The 17,541-nt window shown below is 43.9% G+C and carries 9 protein-coding genes and 2 pseudogenes; 5 read left to right on the forward strand and 6 right to left on the reverse strand.

Translation table 11 applies throughout. The features are described 5' to 3' along the window. Positions 1-4: 4 nt before the first annotated feature. Both traI and AB4513_RS23265 read right to left on the reverse strand, forming a co-directional pair. Positions 5-5,674, reverse strand: coding sequence for a conjugative transfer relaxase/helicase TraI (traI, locus tag AB4513_RS23260; RefSeq protein WP_372193423.1), 5,670 nt, complete (start codon positions 5,672-5,674; stop codon positions 5-7). Positions 5,675-5,746: 72 nt separating this feature from the next. After that, positions 5,747-7,270 (reverse strand): hypothetical protein, encoded by a 1,524-nt coding sequence (locus tag AB4513_RS23265; protein WP_102257494.1) that lies wholly within the window; start codon positions 7,268-7,270, stop codon positions 5,747-5,749. A 405-nt stretch (positions 7,271-7,675) separates the two neighbouring features. Between AB4513_RS23265 and tnpA the strand changes: the two are divergent. Beyond that, positions 7,676-7,878: pseudogene (gene tnpA / locus AB4513_RS23270) on the forward strand (IS200/IS605 family transposase); the annotation flags it as partial. A 139-nt stretch (positions 7,879-8,017) separates the two neighbouring features. On the opposite strand, the gene AB4513_RS23275 reads toward tnpA, so the two are convergent. Further along, complete coding sequence (locus AB4513_RS23275; RefSeq protein ID WP_102257495.1) at positions 8,018-10,276, reverse strand: endo-beta-N-acetylglucosaminidase; 2,259 nt, start codon at positions 10,274-10,276, stop codon at positions 8,018-8,020. 189 nt (positions 10,277-10,465) lie between these two features. Next, positions 10,466-12,565, reverse strand: coding sequence for a type IV conjugative transfer system coupling protein TraD (gene traD / locus AB4513_RS23280; protein WP_102257496.1), 2,100 nt, complete (start codon positions 12,563-12,565; stop codon positions 10,466-10,468). Between the two features lie 560 nt (positions 12,566-13,125). Between traD and AB4513_RS23285 the strand changes: the two genes are divergently transcribed. The 4 genes from AB4513_RS23285 (at position 13,126) to AB4513_RS23300 (ending at position 15,820) form a co-directional block, all read left to right on the forward strand. Then, complete coding sequence (locus AB4513_RS23285; RefSeq protein WP_016800114.1) at positions 13,126-13,383, forward strand: helix-turn-helix domain-containing protein; 258 nt, start codon at positions 13,126-13,128, stop codon at positions 13,381-13,383. A gap of 426 nt (positions 13,384-13,809) precedes the next feature. Beyond that, a complete protein-coding gene (locus tag AB4513_RS23290) occupies positions 13,810-14,397 on the forward strand; it encodes a hypothetical protein (protein ID WP_229648121.1) in 588 nt (195 codons plus the stop codon). Positions 14,398-14,798: 401 nt separating this feature from the next. Continuing rightward, entirely contained in the window at positions 14,799-15,251 is a 453-nt protein-coding gene (locus AB4513_RS23295; protein ID WP_017098630.1) for a helix-turn-helix domain-containing protein, read from the forward strand. Then, on the forward strand, positions 15,251-15,820 hold the full coding sequence (locus AB4513_RS23300) for a PIN domain-containing protein (RefSeq protein WP_017098631.1): 570 nt from the start codon (positions 15,251-15,253) through the stop codon (positions 15,818-15,820). The genes AB4513_RS23295 and AB4513_RS23300 overlap by 1 nt, the downstream gene beginning before the upstream one ends. Before the next feature lie 375 nt (positions 15,821-16,195). Here the strand turns inward: AB4513_RS23300 and AB4513_RS23305 are convergent. Together AB4513_RS23305 and AB4513_RS23310 are read right to left on the reverse strand one after the other, a co-directional pair. Next, positions 16,196-16,522, reverse strand: a pseudogene (locus tag AB4513_RS23305) (glyoxalase/bleomycin resistance/dioxygenase family protein). A gap of 27 nt (positions 16,523-16,549) precedes the next feature. Beyond that, complete coding sequence (locus tag AB4513_RS23310; RefSeq protein WP_102257497.1) at positions 16,550-17,014, reverse strand: cupin domain-containing protein; 465 nt, start codon at positions 17,012-17,014, stop codon at positions 16,550-16,552. Positions 17,015-17,541: the final 527 nt, after the last annotated feature.

A 17,541-nucleotide genomic window follows, 5' to 3' on the forward strand; every position in this document is an offset into this window, starting at 1 on the left:
CTTATTATCGCTCTAACTCTCTGTCGATTTCTCTGTCTTCCCAATGTCTCTCTTTCTCTGATTGATTAAATTCCATCTCTTGTTGAGGTGAATATTCTTTTGGCTCAAAGTGGTCGAATGATTGGCTGTCGAGTTCTGTTTTCTCATTATAGTTGAAGGTGTCTAATTCCCTCTCCTGATGAGACGTGTGCGGCTCACTTAATTCAAGGTTATGTGCACTGTTATCTCGCTCTAGTTTATCAATGCACGATTTGATGTCCTCTTTAAGGTTATCATTTGACATGAATTGGATGTCTCGGCCATTAAAGTTCTCGACGATTTTTTCAATGTTGTTCGGGTTTAAATCGTGATTGCCATGATTTAATACAATAATGATGTTCTGTCTTAGTTCATCGGTAGAGATGTTTTGAATGTCGTTCTTATGATTGAGGTTAATAATATCAATCTGTCCTTGGGTTTGGTCTCGAATTAGAAACGATTGTTCAATCGATGTGCTGATGATGGTGGTGTTTAAATTCTCCCCTTGATGGAATCTTGTTAATTGTTTGGATTTCGTCCCTAGGGTTCTTGGGTTAATGTCTAGGGAGGTATCTTTATTTCCTTGAGTGTCTAAATAGGTCACTTCAATGGCTTTGGTTTCGCCTTCTTTATTGTGGATGTTGGTTAGCATTGCAGGGTGAAGGGATCTATCTTCGGATGAATAGACCGCCGGGTGGAATTTTACATGGTTGTTTTCAATGTTATTGACACCGAGCTTGTTTAAGTACGTTTGGGCCAGTGTGTTATCCATCGGTAAGCTTTGATTGATATAATCCTTAGCCCGTTCTTCAAACTGCGCAATATGCCTTGGGGTGGTGCTCAGTAATTTGTCGTGTTTACTGTTTTCCTCCAGTTGATATTTTTCCGGTTCGTTGATCATCTTGTGCGCTTCATTCATCGCGGCTTTATAATTCATTTCCTTATGACTCATGATTAGGTTAATCAATGCGCCTTTTTCGCCTGTGGTGTAGTCTTTGAAATACCCGCGATGCTCTCCAGTTAAGGTGACTTTAATGGCCGATTTTCCAATACCAAAGGTTAAATAATCCCGGTCTGATTTGGATTGATTCGGCTGGCCTAATAACTGAATGGCGAGGCTTTCGGTGTATTTTGGTAGCTGCGTATTGATGTGCTCCCTAAATGTGTTGTAGTCAAAGTCACCGCTTTTATTTTGGAACCGGACGTCCTCATGAGGGAGTGCATTACGGTTAAAGTAGGTGGTGTCTTTGGGTGGAATTTGGTTGAGGGTTTCTATCGCACTGGCTTTATGGCTCTCTTTAGAAAGCCAGCTTTTGACCAATTGTTTTGTGTTGTCGGTATAGAGCCGAATGTGCTGACTGGCACGAGTCACATCGATACCGGCGCGTCTTAAGTTGGTCAGTGCGCCTTTGCTTTGTATCGCGCTAATGACGTGTTGATAGGTGGACCCTTGCGCCATGTCTGCGGTTCGACTGTAAGCGTAGTCCCAGTGCCCGTCTTTAAGCGCATTAGGGTTAAGGTTGAGTGTTTGTCCTGTCTTAGATTGAGCGATAACACGGTCTGTAGTCGCTTGCGTGATGCGGTACTCCACGTTGGCTTTGATACTGCGCTCTTTATCGGTAAAACGGGTGATGATTTTATCGCCCGTTGAGAGTGGTTTTTCTGACGTAGAGAACAGGGTGGTGAAGCGGTGGTCACGGTTGCGCGGTAAGAATGGCCTAGTCTTACCTGTCGCTGCGTCTTGAAGTGTCACCACGCCATGCTCTGAGTCAACGTGAGTGATTGTCGCGTACTCACCGGGTCTGGTGCTCAATATCAAGCCTTTTTGATACGGCATCATGGTAGTGAGCTCTTCACCCGTGGCGCCGATTGAGCGTAGCCGGGTTGCGACGACGTTCTCTTTGCCTAACTCACTCTGTTTCATCAAACCGACACGGATGTGTTCGGTGATGGTGTCTCGCTCCTGGTTGGTGTACGCGATAATCAGTGTGTTGTCTCGCGTTTCGGGGGTGCGCTCTAAATAGTCTTTGGCGACCATGTAGGGCAGCTTCTCTGTGGCGGTGAGCTGCGCTCTGCGTCGGTCTTTGTCGTTTTCATCCAACGTGGAAATGACATGTTGACTGTTGCTTTGAGTATCAGGGGCTTGCTGCTGGAGTTTATCTAGGGCGCTGAGTGGCTGTTTATCAATGGTGTTTTGCTGTGCATTGTGCAGGGTGTCATTTTGTGGACGTACCATATCGGTCATGTAAGCGGTATCGATGCGGCCTTGGCTTATGGCCAGCTCAAAGGGTTTACCGGCACTGAGTGATAAAAGCTGCTCTTTATCGCCCAATTTGGCTGTTTTGGACTGACTGTCATTGACCAGCTTTGTGAACTCATCGGCTTGCTTGTTGCTGACCATGGAGCTTTCATCGAGAAAGAACAAGGTGTGTTGATAGTCACTGGCTTCTCGATTGCCTTGTCGGATGTCAGAGAGCAAGCTTTCCAGGGTTTGCGCTTTCACGCCTTTGCTTTCGAGCTCTGCTACCGCTGCGTGAGTGGGCGCAAGACCGATGACGCTTTGCTCTGGCTGCTGGCTGGCTTCTTTGACTAACTGGATAAGTTCAATATTGGATTCAAGCATGGTGGACTTACCTGTACCGGCTAACCCTTGGATGGCCACAAAGCTGTCCTTGGTGGTTGAGATAAGGGTGATGGCGTCCTTTTGCCCTTGGGTTAAGCGAGGCTTGGTATCGAGAAAGTCTTGCACCTGCTTAGGCGTTGCAAAAGGTTGATGTTGGCCTTTACCATCATCGATGTTTTGTAAGATGCGCTTTTCAGTCTCCAGCGCGGCTTGCGTCGTCCAGCGTGTGCCGTCACTGTACTCTGCAGAGAGGGTGTTGCTGCGTTTATTCAGCTCTGTTTCAACCTGCTCTTTGGAAATAGAGCCTCCGGCTTCTTCAAAGGCGTAACGCACCGCTTCCACTACTAAGGCTTTTTGGCTAAAAGCCGCTTCTCGCTCTGAGAGGTGGTTCAGGGCAAAGCTGACCGCTTTTTCGATGAGTGGGGCGTTTTGCGCTTTGGCTAGTGCTGACAGTGCCTGACTGACATCCTGCTTTAGCAAATCTTGGGTGGCGTCGTTTAGGTAGCGGTCGTTGACGTTTTGCGTCTGCAGTACACGCTCAATGGCTGACGGGGAGACCTGCTCTTTTTCAAGTGCGCTTTGGGCTTTTGGCTCAATATGGTGGGCGCTATGAACGTAGTCGTATTGCAGCGGCGCGTCTTTTAGGCTCTCTAAGTTGACGCGCTGCGTTTCCCCTTTGCTCTCAAGCGTGAGGCTTTCTTTGTCAATGTGAGTGACAAGGTAGCTTTGGTTCGCGTCCAAGCCAGCAGGGAAGTGTTTGCCTAGCGTTTGAAGGCGTTCGCCTTGGGCGATATTGAGACTTTGCGGTTTATTGATTTGCATCTTCATGTGCTTAAAGGCGCGACTGGACGGGTCAAAGGTGTGTGATTGTCCATCGCGTTTGCTGAGTGCGGTCATGGTGTTGCTCTCTTTGTCGATACTGGCGATGACAAAACTCTGAGGTTTGTTTTTCTCCCAATGGGTGAGTGTCATGCCTGGTTTGTAGTGTTGAACGAGGGGTTGTTGCGCTTTAGAGAGGTGGTGAGGGGTTTGAGTGAATAGGGTGGTTTCGTGTCTGGCGAGGGCGCCGGTATTTTTGAGCTGGCCCCGTATCGCTTCGGTTAACCGCCGCTGCTCGACGCTGGAAGTGGCAATCACTTGCGTGTTGGCTTTATCGGGGAGGTCGGCGTACACCCGCGCTATCCTATCGGTATCATTGTCATGCAGTTTTACGTTGGTGTTGCTGGCTCGCTTGCCAACCCAAGAATGACTCTCCACATTGCCTTTTTGATACAGCGAGATAGCGTTATTGGCTTTAAATCCCTGACGGCTTGATACGCGGTTAAGCATCACCACTTTACTGCTCGATTGTTTGGCTTTATCGGTGAGGGCCAACAATTCATTGGCGCTCATCTTATTGGCGTCATCGATGAGCAAGACATCTTTATTGGTCAGCGGCGTATCGCTTTGCAATAAGCTGTGGGTGGTGTGGCGCTGCTCTTCTGAAAAGAGCTGACCAACCCAAGCGCTGAGTGTTTGACTTTTGCGCTGTACGCTCTCCATGCTATCAGCCTTGGCTTTCACGCTTTGGGAGACCAATTGGACACGTTTACCGCTGTGATTACCTACATTGAGTAGTTGCTGCGCAATATCTTGTGATGAGCCATGCACATTGACCACGTGGAACTGTTTGGTGGAGTGGTACAGGTCGGTCAGTATACGCTGCTGGTTTTCAGAGATAGCGAGCTTGTTGAGCGTGCTGGATTCAACGTGGGTGCGCATGTGATGCGCACGACCTTGGGTGCTGTCGATAAGCGCTTGTTCGTTATCAATTAAGCCTTTGGTGGTGTATTGCCCTTTGTGACTGAGTCCTATCAAGTCGCCCTGCTTAATCATTTCATCCGCGACTTTTTTGATATCAAGGGCGTTGAGTTGCACGCCGCCTTTGGTGAACTCTGAGGCGGTGAGTTCAATGATTTTTTCAAGGTGTAACGCGGTGCTGTATTGCCCTAGATGGTCAATGGCTCTGCTGATGGCGGCTTTGGTTTCACCAAGTGGTGGGGTGTTTTGCGCTTCTTTTACTTGTTGCGCCATGGTGACAAGCTCTGCGGGTTCATACCCTTGCTCTTTTACGGTGCTTTGCCACTGTTTGTTGAGGTTGTCGTTACTCTGGTGGGTTTTGCTTTTACGAGTGTCGAGGGTCGCGACATCTCGCGCGGCGCGAGAGTCAAAGCCTAAATCGAGTGTGCGTTGATCAATTTGCTGTTTGCGAGTGGACGATGCATCAAGAATAGGCTGAGGGACACCGCTGATTTCGAACTGACCGTTGCCGACGCCTCGCGTGGAATAACCGAGGGTTTCTGCCTCCTTAGCTAATTGGCTCTGGTACAAGATACCGTAGTATTTTTGGAAGTTGTAGATGCGCTCGCCTGTGCCGTTAATGACGCCCCCTTTTTGTTTTAAGCTGGTTGATAAAGCGCGTAAATCCCCTTCTTGGTCTCGAGTCATGTTAGCTGCGAGAGCGTGCGAGTGCACTTGCATGTCGTTTTCACGGCTGGTCTTGTGGCGCACGACCGCAAATATCATCGAATCCGTATTTTCGTATTCTTGAACGCCTTTCTTATGAGTGACTTTGACTTGTGCAACGTCTTTTTCAAGCTCTGTTAAGGCGAACTTCACTGCGTTGTTATGCGCTTCTATTAGGCGGGTGTCCCCGCCAATAAGCGCGAGAACACTGATGGATTTAGGCGCAGAAAACGTCAGGTCGAAGCCTGATTTGTGTTTCCCCCTTTTCCCTTTAATAGTTTCATCACCAAGACTGCCTGAGAGGACCGATTCTAAGGTGGCTTGCTCTACGGGTTTGCCAGCCAGTCCCGCTTCGATGGCCAGCTTGCCATGCCAGAAGGTGTTTTCTTCTTGGTCTTTTTCTTTGAGGTAATAGTTATCACCGGCATCTTTTTCTAAAGAGACGTCAGGTAGGTCTTTGGGGGTTTCTTCGCTTAGGTAGTACTTTGCAGCGCCAGAAGCGGATTTAAGAGGGCTGATAGAAAGCATGACGGTGTTCCCTTGTGTAATGCCAATCACCAATGATGGCGATGAATTGAGTGGTGGGTGCTGTTACTGCGGTTACAAAATGATCCCAACACAAGCAAATGAATTGCTAGCGGTTAACGTTCTTTCTTCGTGAATGGTGACGCCATTTTCATCAAGGTGAATGGACGTAATGCCCGCTTTAAATCGGTCTAACGCTATTATTTCTTCCTTGGTTAAATGCTTGCCATGAGTCAGGCATTCTAGACGGTTAAAGCTATATTCATCGGCGGCCATTGCTGGTTTCGAAGAATCAGAATGCTTCATGCACTCATTGCCATACAGCCAATCTTGAGCACACTCTATATTTGGCTCTAACTGGTAAGTCATATGATGGGTGACGCTTGAAAAAGAATGGGACCGGCTTGTCCATTTGTAGCTCACTTGAAAGCAATCAACCTCATCGGGAATGACGGCATACCAACCTCGACTTTTGGGGGAGGTATCTAAATAAACAGACACGTAGCGTTTGTTTGGCCAAAAGCGCTTTGTTTTTGGATTGCCGTTTGGTTTAGCCCAGTCGGGTCCTATAAATTCAAAATGAATGTCTGTTACCTTGTTGCTGGTAAGCTCAGGTGTCAGAAATATTCTGGGCGTAAATTGCAGGTATCGTTCTTTGGGATACAGAGGTAAGTTGATGTTGAGTTGGTGTTTAAGAGCGGAGCGGATCTCAGAGTGCGCTTGAGTGTAGCATTCTGACCATTCAAGATTTTTTGCCGCCTCAATGGGGGACATTCCACGTGAATATAAATAGATATAGGGTGTCCAATCTATTTTGATGTATCGGTATGGGATTTTTTTGATATGAGCTACAAACGCCTTAAACCATCCTTTCCATTCAGAGTCATATTCGTTGGTCATTTTTCCATTTAAATAATTGAAACCTTTTTGTGTAAAAGATACGCATGTTTGCGTGTCGTTGAATTCTAGATACCCCTCTGAAACCAGTTGTCCTAAGATGTCCCTTACTAACATGCCAGAGCGCGGGTAAACATCTAATGAGCGCTTTTTTACTTGTGGCTTACTCAAGTTAATTCGCTTTTCTTTCACGTGCTCTAAATAGTGATTATTTATAGGGGCCACTTGGTGATTTTTGGTGGTAGGCCAGAGCCAATCTAAAAGGTCGGAAGCATAAACAGTATTGGGACCTAGTTCTAATGTATAGGACGTCGGGGCTTTGGGTAAGGGTGGAAGATCACCTTCCTTGCCGTTCATGGCGTTTCGCTCTTCGGGAGTTAAGTTCCTTAGAATGACACAGGCAAATCCTTCAATGTTGTCGATGTGCTCTCCTAGACTTACCCTCACGCTCTGAATAAAAGGGATAATGGACACTTGGTTAAATACAATGTTATGGGCTGAGACGTGGTGCGTTACTGTCTGCGCTTTTAAGTCGTCCCAGTCGCTATAACCTATCGCTTGAGCACAAATCGATAACCATGTGTTTTTTTTAATTGGGCTGTTTGAAATAATTTCAGCATCGGTAAGTTGATTGAGAATAGTGTGTAATTGTTTTTTTAATATCGGTAAATGGTCAGAATTCAAGATGGTCTTACTTGACATGGTAATTCCTTGATAAATTAACGTAAAAAAGCCTTGCAATGGCAAGGCTTGGGACGGGGGTTGAGTGATTAATCGTGATGATAAGGCTCTAGGGTGTAACCTCTATGTTGCGTAAGCTGGATTAGTGAGTACAAGGGGTCACCAGTCGTTGCCGTCGAGCATATCGAGAACAAAGAGTGATTCGGGTTGTTTTTCAGGGGACATATCATGGTGGGTGTTTTAGTTTTTTAATCGCGCACTGTGTTGACGTTTGTGTCGGAATCTTGGTTTCATTGGTGCTCTCCATTGAGGGAAACAACGTGAGGCAAGAGTGGGTGAGGCTCTCCAAGTAGTACTAGCGTTGGAAATTTAAGTTATTAAAATGCAGTGTTTTTGATCGTTCCATTCTGCAAATTTTCCCTATTAGTCTTGTTATCATATCCGCCAAAGTTGTCAATTAGCGTGATGGTGAATAACCTCAAATCCATATCATCAAGAATGCTTAGATTGCAGGATACCCACCTAACAAGGCAAAGCAAAAGCGCTGCTTATGGTCGCGATATTACTTTGCTTGTACAGCAGGAGGGGCAACAATAGAAACTCTTAAAGCATATGTAGAAAGCCAATAACACCTAACACCAGATTAAGCCGCTATCGCGACTGACGCCTTATATCCCCGCCCGATCGAGCGAGGATATAAGGCGAAATTGCTAACCTTATTGGGATCCCTTAAATTTCAATTTAAAGTCCTTCTTGACCCTAAAAAAATTATTCACGAATACGTATAGATAAGGTTCTGTTATCATCATAATCAGATGATAAACCAAGAGAATCATTGCTCCTATAACCAGTACATTCCAAATTTTGTTGATTATCGGTAAGGCAATAAGAAAACTCATAGCCGGGTAGGAGCAGCTTTATTGAAGAGATCCCTCCCCTAAAAATATCAGGGAAGTTCTCATTCGTCCCTGTCAGCAAAGGATATTGAGGTCCATGTAACTGAAGGTCCATGTAAGCGAGGCCTATAACATTATTCAAATCACGCTTTTCAATAACAAAAGAGCGATAAGAGTCATTTCTTAAATCACCAAAATAATTACTATCAGCATAGTAGATATCACATGTGCCCTCTAGGTTAGATTGAAGGCAAGCTTTCACTTGATATTGTTTATCGTGCAACCTAAGAGAAGAACTAGTAATACCTACATCCCCTAGCTCTGAAGCATTGTAAACATGGTTAAGCTGGAGCATTTCAAACAATGGAGGCTGTTGGTCTCGATGAGCAAAGAGTGTCGCTAAAGTTAATTGCGGTTGGTCAATTATCTTAACCCCACGTGTGACGTCATTGTCAGAGGCAGCTACGAGTTTTACCGTACCAGTATAGGGAAATTGACAACTGTCTTCCGTCCTTGTATTACAAAGGAGTACTTTTTTCCCTGGAGGCACAACCAAAGATGAAATTGATCGATAGAATGCCCTGTCGTAAATGTCAGTTGTATCGTAGAATGCGTTAGTTCGATCAAGAGTCAACTTTTGGCCTTGAAAGTACTGATCAGTATAGAAAACAACATTTTCTGGGTATAGTTCAAGCGGACCAACCTCAAGATGGACAATAGAATCGTTCATTTCTTCGCCCACAAAATCAAGATCCAGCCCCCATACAGTCAAACAATTTGAATAATCAGTACTTTTACATAAGCGAACGTAACTTTTTGGCCCTACCTTAATCGACGAAATCTCTCCTATAGCATTTATCTCTTCAGCAGAAGACCTTCCGTAATTAAGATGGGTCAAGGATCCTTGAAAATTAATATCCTGATAGGCAAGAACAGGAAAACGTTCTAGCTGGGCATCTGTACTCCGCTTCTTAGTATATTGAGAAACACCATTCCAATTATACTCCTCTGATTCTTTACGCTCATCGTTACCCAACATTCCTTCCCAATATTGCTTGGCGACTTGTTCCGCATTGTTTCGGGCACCTACTTCTATAGTATACTTAGTTGTCTGATCTAACTGCCCCCAATAAGAAGCATTGGGAAACATAAGATATTGCTTATTTGAATTGAACTTAGCAGGATTTCTGATCTCGTTTAAAGCTTCTGCACCATATTCACTAATGAGATAATAATCGACTTCATTACTATGAGGAGATGCTTTCATTCTTGGTTCTATAAAGCCATTTGGAGTAATATCGGCGTCTGATATCCAACCACTATAGCCCTCTGAACCAATATATTTTATAAATTCTATATTTTTTTCTTGTTGTAATGTAGTAATCCTACTGTCACTTAGCGCTGAATCAATTTGATTAATACAGGTTTCTCGCTGTTGCTCCCCAGAAAAACTTTCAACATTTAAAAACCATCCTTCAAAATTCAGTCCGTCAGCCAATTCAATGAGCTTTGTCATCAAACTGACTGTCCCTAAATCTCGACAATCTTGAAAATTTCCTCCATGGGAGAGACTAGGCAAAAAGACGCTGCCATAAATCTTGACTCCTTTCACATGAGCTTCTTCAATCCATTGAGGGTCAGGGGCTAAAATTGTGCCTTCTTGAGAGCTTCCTCCCCAAAAGACCATTCCTTCAAGATAATCCCAATAATCAAATCGAACACGGTCAGGGCTAGTGATAGCGTCAGGAATTCTTTCTAATGTAGCCCTAGGACGGACTAGGGCGGTATAACGATGATTTAGCTTGTTTAAGGCAGTATCTGGATCTAGACGATCTTCTATTCTAGCCCAATGATAAACCCAAGGTTGAATAACCCCATCAACGAGAATACCAGTCTGTCTTTCTTTCGTATTTTTACTCAAGTAATCTTCATCACTCAAGATGTCATTTACAGTTAGATCCTTCAAGGAAGGAACTGACGAGGTTGCATTATTTGGCTTATTGATAAACCAAGTGTAGGTTTTTTTCCCTTGGGCATAGGTTTGTGAACTAAAAATTAACCCTCCGATAAAAAAGATGAAAACACTCTTTATCCAAGTTCCCCATTGACGTCGTTCTCTTTGCTTTTCCATATAAAGACCTCTCTATAATTTACCCTGTACTCTGACTGAGGTTAGATTTAAGGTGGTTTATGATTTATAGAAAATATAATTACCCCTATTTAGACGCCTTAAAAATAATCTTATATATTAAATTATTCATTATTTATATAAATTGCTCTTCTATCATCTCATGGTAATATTTAGCTAGTTTCCCTTTCATCATTCAGATATATCGTCCATCCCGATATCTTGAGATATCGCCGACTCTTCGAGATCTTGTTGAGCGCGCTTTTGATAGTGACCGTCTGATTTGAGATTTTCTGCATCATCATTGACAAGATTTTTGACTGTTTTGCTTTGCGTGGCTTCTTTGATTTGGGCTGTCTCGAGCTTCATCTCTTCTGCAGTGTCAAATTGCTCTGATTGGCGGGTTGAGAGAGCATTACGCTCTTCTTCACTAAGGAAAAGCCCTGGAGCAACACACTCACAGTAAACGGCTTCTTGGTATGCTTTAATCATCGCTGGAGATAGGGTGTGTTCACGTTTGATAAAGGCTGGTGTCACATCTCGCATCTTATCAAAGTGCAACTCTAATTGAGTGATAAAGCTGCTTCCTGGTACGCGAAGGTAACATTGTAAATCATCCATGGCTTGGATTTCACTGCTAGAGACAACAGGGCGGGTGACGGTTTGGTGACCAATCGATACCCCATCACGCAACGCATTTGCACCGTAAGAAATGTTCTCTCTTGAGACGTCCACCTCTTGCTCACCCAAATCTTTGGATGAGATTTGCGCCATCTGCGCTGAGGGGGCGCGAAAGTAAAAGCGAGAGTTGAGTAAATCAAAAATAACGTCCGCGGTATTTTTTCCGTAGGTTTTCACGAGCTGCGCATAAGACTGGAGACCAATCACATAACAGCCCCCAAACTTACGCACTTCTGAAATGATGTTATCCAGCTCAGGCAGTTTATGCAGACTAGGCATCTCATCCATAATCACCCAGATACGGCGGTCTTCATCGGCTTTGAGTCCCAAAATAGCGTTAGAGGCAATGGCAAGCCAAGTTGAAATTAAAGGACGCAGTGAAGCGTGTTGCTGCGCGTTACTCGATAAGAACAAAAAGCCTTTTTGTTTATCATCTTGTACCCAATCGGTGATGGAAAACGGTTTGCGTTTGGGCTCTCCTTTCGCGTCTTTATCATCCAAGCCATCTAAAAAGCGTAGGCTCTTAATGTAGGTGGCGAGCACCGACTTAATGGAGATGGCCGTCTTTTTGATGTCTTTAGAGACCAGGGAAGCAGACTCTGTGCCTTGCAGGAAATTACCCAGGGTTTCAAGTTCAGACGTGAGTATCAGGCTAAGCAGCCTTGCGGTCGAGCAGGGCTTGTCATCTTGGCTCATGCGATACGCCGCACTTGAAAAGATAGTCCGTGCGGAATCAACCCAGAACGGATCACCTTCACCATGTTGCGGGATAAGCGCGTTCGCAATGTTTTCAAAATCAGGGGCATCCTTAGCATCACACCAGACATCCCAATTGGCGCAGCGTTCATCGAAGGGGTTGAGTAAGGTATCTTGGCTAGGGTCAAAGAACTTACTGGTAAAGGTGCAGCCTTTATCATAAATAATGGCTTTATCCCCACGTTTACGTATCCAGCGCAGGAGTTTACGAAGCATGACGGATTTACCTGCCCCTGTGGTGCCGTCGATGAGCATATGCTGAACTTCAAACTCACGCTTAAACAAGGCCAGCCCATCCACTTTGAAATCAGAAATCCGTCCGTTGCCTACACCCTGTCTTTTGAGTTTCTTTGCCCGTTTTTTCAAATCATTTGTGAGCACTTTGGGTTCGGCGTATTGAAAGCCTCGAACGTGGAAATCTTCACTTTGCTTTTCGCCTTGTCGTTTAAAGAAACTCATGGCGAGCATCAAAATAGCGAAGGCAATACCGATGGCAATTAAGAAGTTGATTTGTATTTGGTGTATCACGTTATCGTAAAGGTCGATGAGTTGGGTGTTTTCCAGTTGGGAGGCGAGCGTACCAACGTAGCGTTTCCCGCTCCAGAACGTCGTGACTTCGCTGTTAAGATTGTGCCCAAAGCTGGCATAGATATGATTGCGCCAGTAGTAGAACACAGACCAAAAGGCGTTATCGGGCGCGCGTAGCCAGGTAAGAACGCCAGTGAGCGCTATCACCGACCAAATGGCGGCGTAGACTAAGGTATTGTTGACTTGAAAGAACATCCGAATGGAGTGAAAAGTAATTTGTCCGCCACGGGTAAAGTGGTTGCCGGACGCGCGTTTAGGTCTAGGCATCGTGGTTCCTTGAGAGTGAAATGCAGTGCTTTTTTAGGTAATTACCTGCGTATGCAGATGAGCTGGCCAACAATTGAACGGTTGTTGGCTAATGGTATTGCGGTGTAGGGCTCTGATATGAAAAAAATTTACGCATGCCGAAGGTAAGTCACGGATGTTCACCTCTCCGACGGGGTGGGGGGCTAGAGCCCCGACATGCTGGCAAAACTTGGGTGGTTTATTTCCTTGCGCTGATAATCCTCACGGTCTCGAACGTGGTCAGCGTTATGCTCGAAACCTTCAAAGCAATCCTGATTACTCTTTTTAAGAAGAAAAGCGAAATTGGTCTCTGTGTAATAGAGATGGTGAGCTTTATGTTGATGATGGGCATCACCGGACAGGGATTGGTCGAGTGTTTTTAGAAACGAATGGCTTTGAGCTTATGATTAAAAATGTCCTCGTTGCTTATTGCGCTGGACAGTTATCCATCGTATTCGTATTTTCCCGCGTCGGCTGATTTCAAGGCGATTTCATGGTAAATTTGTCAGAATGATAACGTTCCTTAATGACCTTCAACTTCTATGAATGACCAACTAACCCCAATCAACAAAGACCATTTAAAAAAACTTATCCGAGCAGAACTGGAACCGACATGGTTTGATAAACAATCAGTTAGCCCTGATATGTCTTGGGTGACTCCTGCTGTGTTTGAAATATTGTTTACTGAGTTGATAACTCATACGCGCGGTAATCAGTCTAAGGCTGCTAGGGTTTTAGGGATTAACAGAGGTAATTTCACCAAAAAGTTAAATCAGATCACAACTCGTGAATTTGGATAGGATGAGAGCTTATAAGTAGGTATCCGCCTATTGGTACCCTAACGAGGGTGCAGAGATTAACCAACCCCCATGACCTCTCAAGAAATCAATGGCAGTTGCTCTAATTTTCGCTTCAAGGAGCACTGGCGGTAATCTACTCCAATTGCAAAGTAACCATCATTGGGCTCTTTTAGAAGTCAACGAATATACCCGCCTCTTAGTGTCGCGATAAGTTTTATAATTGGCGCTTTTTACTTCAATTTGAAAACAATTATCGGCATTTTTAGGTGATTTCGATCTATTTGGTACCATGAGCATAAACTCAACCGACGAAGGTTTTAGACAGGTTACGCCCCAACTTTGTGGATAACTGCTTTAATTTGTTATAAAAAAATAATGTTAGGTTGGAATTTAACGAAGCAAGCAAAACGGAAGGCCAAATTAACCATGGAAAAGATAATTCACTACGATATTCTCAAGGTTAAAGTTAGAAGCGATAAAGAAAGCACTCGACTGACCAGCCAATGGGATCAGGTTCTACAAATCTGTCGTGACAAACCACTCGGAGAGATCGCGAGAGCAAGATTAGCGTTTAACCTTGTCGATTACATCACAAGTGAAGATCTACCTTTTCGCTTATTCATCACACGCGCACCACAAGCTATGGCCACCATAGGCGAGGAAACACGAGTGTATAAAGAGCATCGAGTTATTAATGGTAAACAAAGCGGAATGATTTACGCCAAAAGCGAACAAATGTTACCAAGAGAAATCCACTATACGAATGAGTTTGTGGCAACCCGCTACGTTGCTGGGACAAAAACACCACTCTCTGCCACCTCCCTCGTTGATTGCCTCAAGGCTGGAGATGTCATAACACCACTCGATGGCATCTTGTTTTTAGGCTGTAAACGAATCGCCAGTGATATAGCACGTCTTAAAAAAATCGAACCCACCATGAACATCGAAATGAAACGTATCGAAGTATCAGACAACTTCACAGGCACAACAAGAAAGATGGCAAGTTACGAATGAATAACGAGGCGTAAACGATTGCCGCATGCTTTAACATGACAGATATAACTGAAACTAATCTTCGGACAATTCCGAGTTATGAATCATAGAACACTCTGACCTTTCGAATTACTTCTAATATTATAATCATTCAGCTAGCCTACATCTGGCTGACCAATTCCTCTCATACACTACATATTGAAGTACTATGATTAAAGATAGTTAAGCATGCGTTGATAGACCTTGAACTAGGCCGCCTACGAGCACTAAGTCCAACGATAATGTGACACTCTCTTTCTTTCGAATATTTCGAATATTTCGAATATTTCGAATGTTGACTTTTTTCGAATATTTCGGATAATGTCATGGTGAGAAGATTTGTATACCATGACATCAGAAACTAAAAACTAGAGAGAAACACGATGAATACTGCTACAAAATTGCCAAGCGCTGAAGAAATGGCACTGGCTAAGCTTGGTAGCCAAGAGTTGTCAGCCGTTATAGAAATTAATGGTGAAGCTCAAAGGATTAACGTTGTCGATAAGTCTGGTAAGACTCACGAAGTAACTATTCCAGCAAGCGCATTAAATATGATGATCGAGATGCTTACTCAATTAGGTCAAGGCAACTCTGTTAGCATCACACCTATTCATGCGGAACTCACAACGCAAGAAGGTGCTGAGATGCTAAACATGTCTCGTCCTACTTTCATTAAGCTTCTTGATTCAGGTGATATTCCGTTTAGCCGTACTGGCAACCGTAGAAAGGTAGCTTATACTGATCTTATGGAGTACAAGAACTGCCTAGAAGAGAACAGACTAGCTGCTCTTGCTGAACTATCTGCATTAGACCAAGAAATGGATATGGGATATTAATGGCGTCATATACGGTAATTCTAGACGCATGTGTAATGTACCCAGCTCCACTCCGAAGCTACCTAATGTACTTGGCCAATACTGGCCTGTTTAGAGCGCGATGGACAGAACAGATACATGATGAATGGACTCGAAATCTACTGAAAAATAGGCCAGAGCTAAATGCAGAACAACTGCAAAGAACTCGACAGTTAATGAACGCAAATGTTCCAGACTGCTTGATTGAAGGGTATGAGTCTTTAATTGATGGCCTTACTTTACCCGATGTTGATGATAGACATGTTGTAGCTGCCGCCATTAAAGGTCAGGCTGAGTCTATCATTACGTTCAACCTAAAAGACTTTCCTTCTTGCGAACTCGAGCCTTTAGGTCTAACAGCAATACATCCAGACGAGTTCCTGTGCGATATGTTCGAATTGGACAGTAGCGCATGCGTTAAGGCTGCTCAGCAACAAAGAGCTTCATTAAAAAGGCCACCAATGAGCCAAGATGAGTTCTTAGCTTGCTTACAAAAGCAGAGACTCCCAAGCTTCATCTCACACTTAAAGAGCTTCAAATTGATGCTTTAACTTTGAATTAGTAGATTTTAAACTAGGCCGCTGATTGCGGCCTTTTTGTATACACTCATTCGCGTCTGAAATGTGTTTACTATTTAGCTGTACTCTCCCCGATATTTAAGAGAGCATCATTCGATGTTCTCTTATCTTTTTAACACTTTTGGCATATAAGAAAAAGTACGGTGATTTCAGTAGCGTGATCTGCTACTGAGTAATTACGTTAACGCAGAAAAGGGCACTTTCGAGTTAGAAAGTGCCATAGGTAAAAATTCAGCCTGTGAAGGTTTTGGACAGAAATGAGTTTCGGAGAACCAAGTATTAGCAAATCACGAATTAGCATAAGTATGGAAAGTCACTAAGCTCCCTGTCCAGTATTAATGGTGCACATCAGTTGCCAAACGGGTCTTCGATTTGACACATAAAAAGCCTATTTTCAATTGCCATTGGGCCTCTATACAGTTTTGCACCAAGCTCTTCAAAATGATCCAGTGCTTTATCCAAGTTGTTTACCGACCAATATAAAACTGTCCCACATTTACACGAGCCTACTTTTTCGTCTGCTTGTACTATCTCAAGAGAAAAACCGTTCAAATTGAGCATGGTAAAGTCGAAACTAGGATGATAAACAGATACAGCTGTAGGAAAGGCTTTTTGATACTAATCGATGCCCAATGCGACATTTTGAACATGAATAAGAATCGCTGTTGGAATCATAGTCTCCCTCCTACTACTTAACAGTCACTAGTATGGTGTGCCGTTCTTTCTAGAGGGAGTCCATTCACCAGAACTTTCAACAACCCATTTGAAATCATCATCTGGATAATGGGCTTCGTCTTTTGCAACTCGGCTCCCTATAACTATAAATTTAGCTTGTTCGCTACTACGGTTTATTAAATGATGTCCATTTTCGACCCTAGCAGGGAAGCCAATACACATTCCTGCAAATAATGTCTGCTCACCGTCATCACTGACTAAACATAGCTCACCATCGAGTACATAAAGAAACTCATCTGACCTTGTGTGCCAATGGCGAAGAGCCGACTGCGCATTCGGTTCTAATACTTCCAGATTCACACCGAACTGAGTGAGCCCAAAAGAATCACCTAAACTTCTGCATTCAGATTGACCAAGGCGAGATTTAAATGGCTCTGGAAATGGGTTAAACGTATCACCTTTTATGCTTAAAGCTTGTTTCGCTTTCGTCATTAATTGCCCCTGTGCATAACGCTTTTCAGTCGGGATATAGTCATTTACTTCTGTCCATCTTGCTCAATCTTTTTAAGCAACTCAAGTCATATATTATGGTTATGTGATTTTTGTACGCACACGAGTGATGGGTTACGAAAAAAACACCTGCACTCTAGGGTTGTTAGTTAGCATATGTATTACAAAATCAACTCACCATTAATTAGTCAATCATCGGTCGTGATACACTTTGGGGCAGATCTGAGCTAGTTGGCACTTTTTGAGAAAAGTGCCACGAGTAAAACTTCAGGTCTATGAAGCCTCTGGACAAAAGTTTGTCAGCGACTTTACTAAATTAGCAATTAATGAATAACTGCAAGTATGGCAAACGGCTTAAATTCAGGAAGTCCAGTATTGTTGATGTAGGTTAGATCGCACAATTTACTTATATAGAGGCATCGGGCTTGTTCAACAATCGGATTAAGCGCTGGCTTCGCAGCGTTAAATTCTTATTTGTTATGCTGCTATCGTATCCGCCCCATGAACCC

The organism is Vibrio sp. 10N.222.54.E6 (assembly GCF_041473955.1).
Classification (GTDB): domain Bacteria; phylum Pseudomonadota; class Gammaproteobacteria; order Enterobacterales; family Vibrionaceae; genus Vibrio; species Vibrio tasmaniensis_A.

Coding starts and splice junctions, on each gene's coding strand:
- traI (WP_372193423.1), bottom strand. CDS start 5,674: ATGCTTTCTATCAGCCCTCTTAAATCCGCTTCTGGCGCTGCAAAGTAC.
- traD (WP_102257496.1), bottom strand. CDS start 12,565: ATGCCTAGACCTAAACGCGCGTCCGGCAACCACTTTACCCGTGGCGGA.
- AB4513_RS23295 (WP_017098630.1), top strand. CDS start 14,799: ATGAATACTGCTACAAAATTGCCAAGCGCTGAAGAAATGGCACTGGCT.
- AB4513_RS23275 (WP_102257495.1), bottom strand. CDS start 10,276: ATGGAAAAGCAAAGAGAACGACGTCAATGGGGAACTTGGATAAAGAGT.
- AB4513_RS23300 (WP_017098631.1), top strand. CDS start 15,251: ATGGCGTCATATACGGTAATTCTAGACGCATGTGTAATGTACCCAGCT.
- AB4513_RS23265 (WP_102257494.1), bottom strand. CDS start 7,270: ATGTCAAGTAAGACCATCTTGAATTCTGACCATTTACCGATATTAAAA.
- AB4513_RS23310 (WP_102257497.1), bottom strand. CDS start 17,014: ATGACGAAAGCGAAACAAGCTTTAAGCATAAAAGGTGATACGTTTAAC.
- AB4513_RS23285 (WP_016800114.1), top strand. CDS start 13,126: ATGAATGACCAACTAACCCCAATCAACAAAGACCATTTAAAAAAACTT.
- AB4513_RS23290 (WP_229648121.1), top strand. CDS start 13,810: ATGGAAAAGATAATTCACTACGATATTCTCAAGGTTAAAGTTAGAAGC.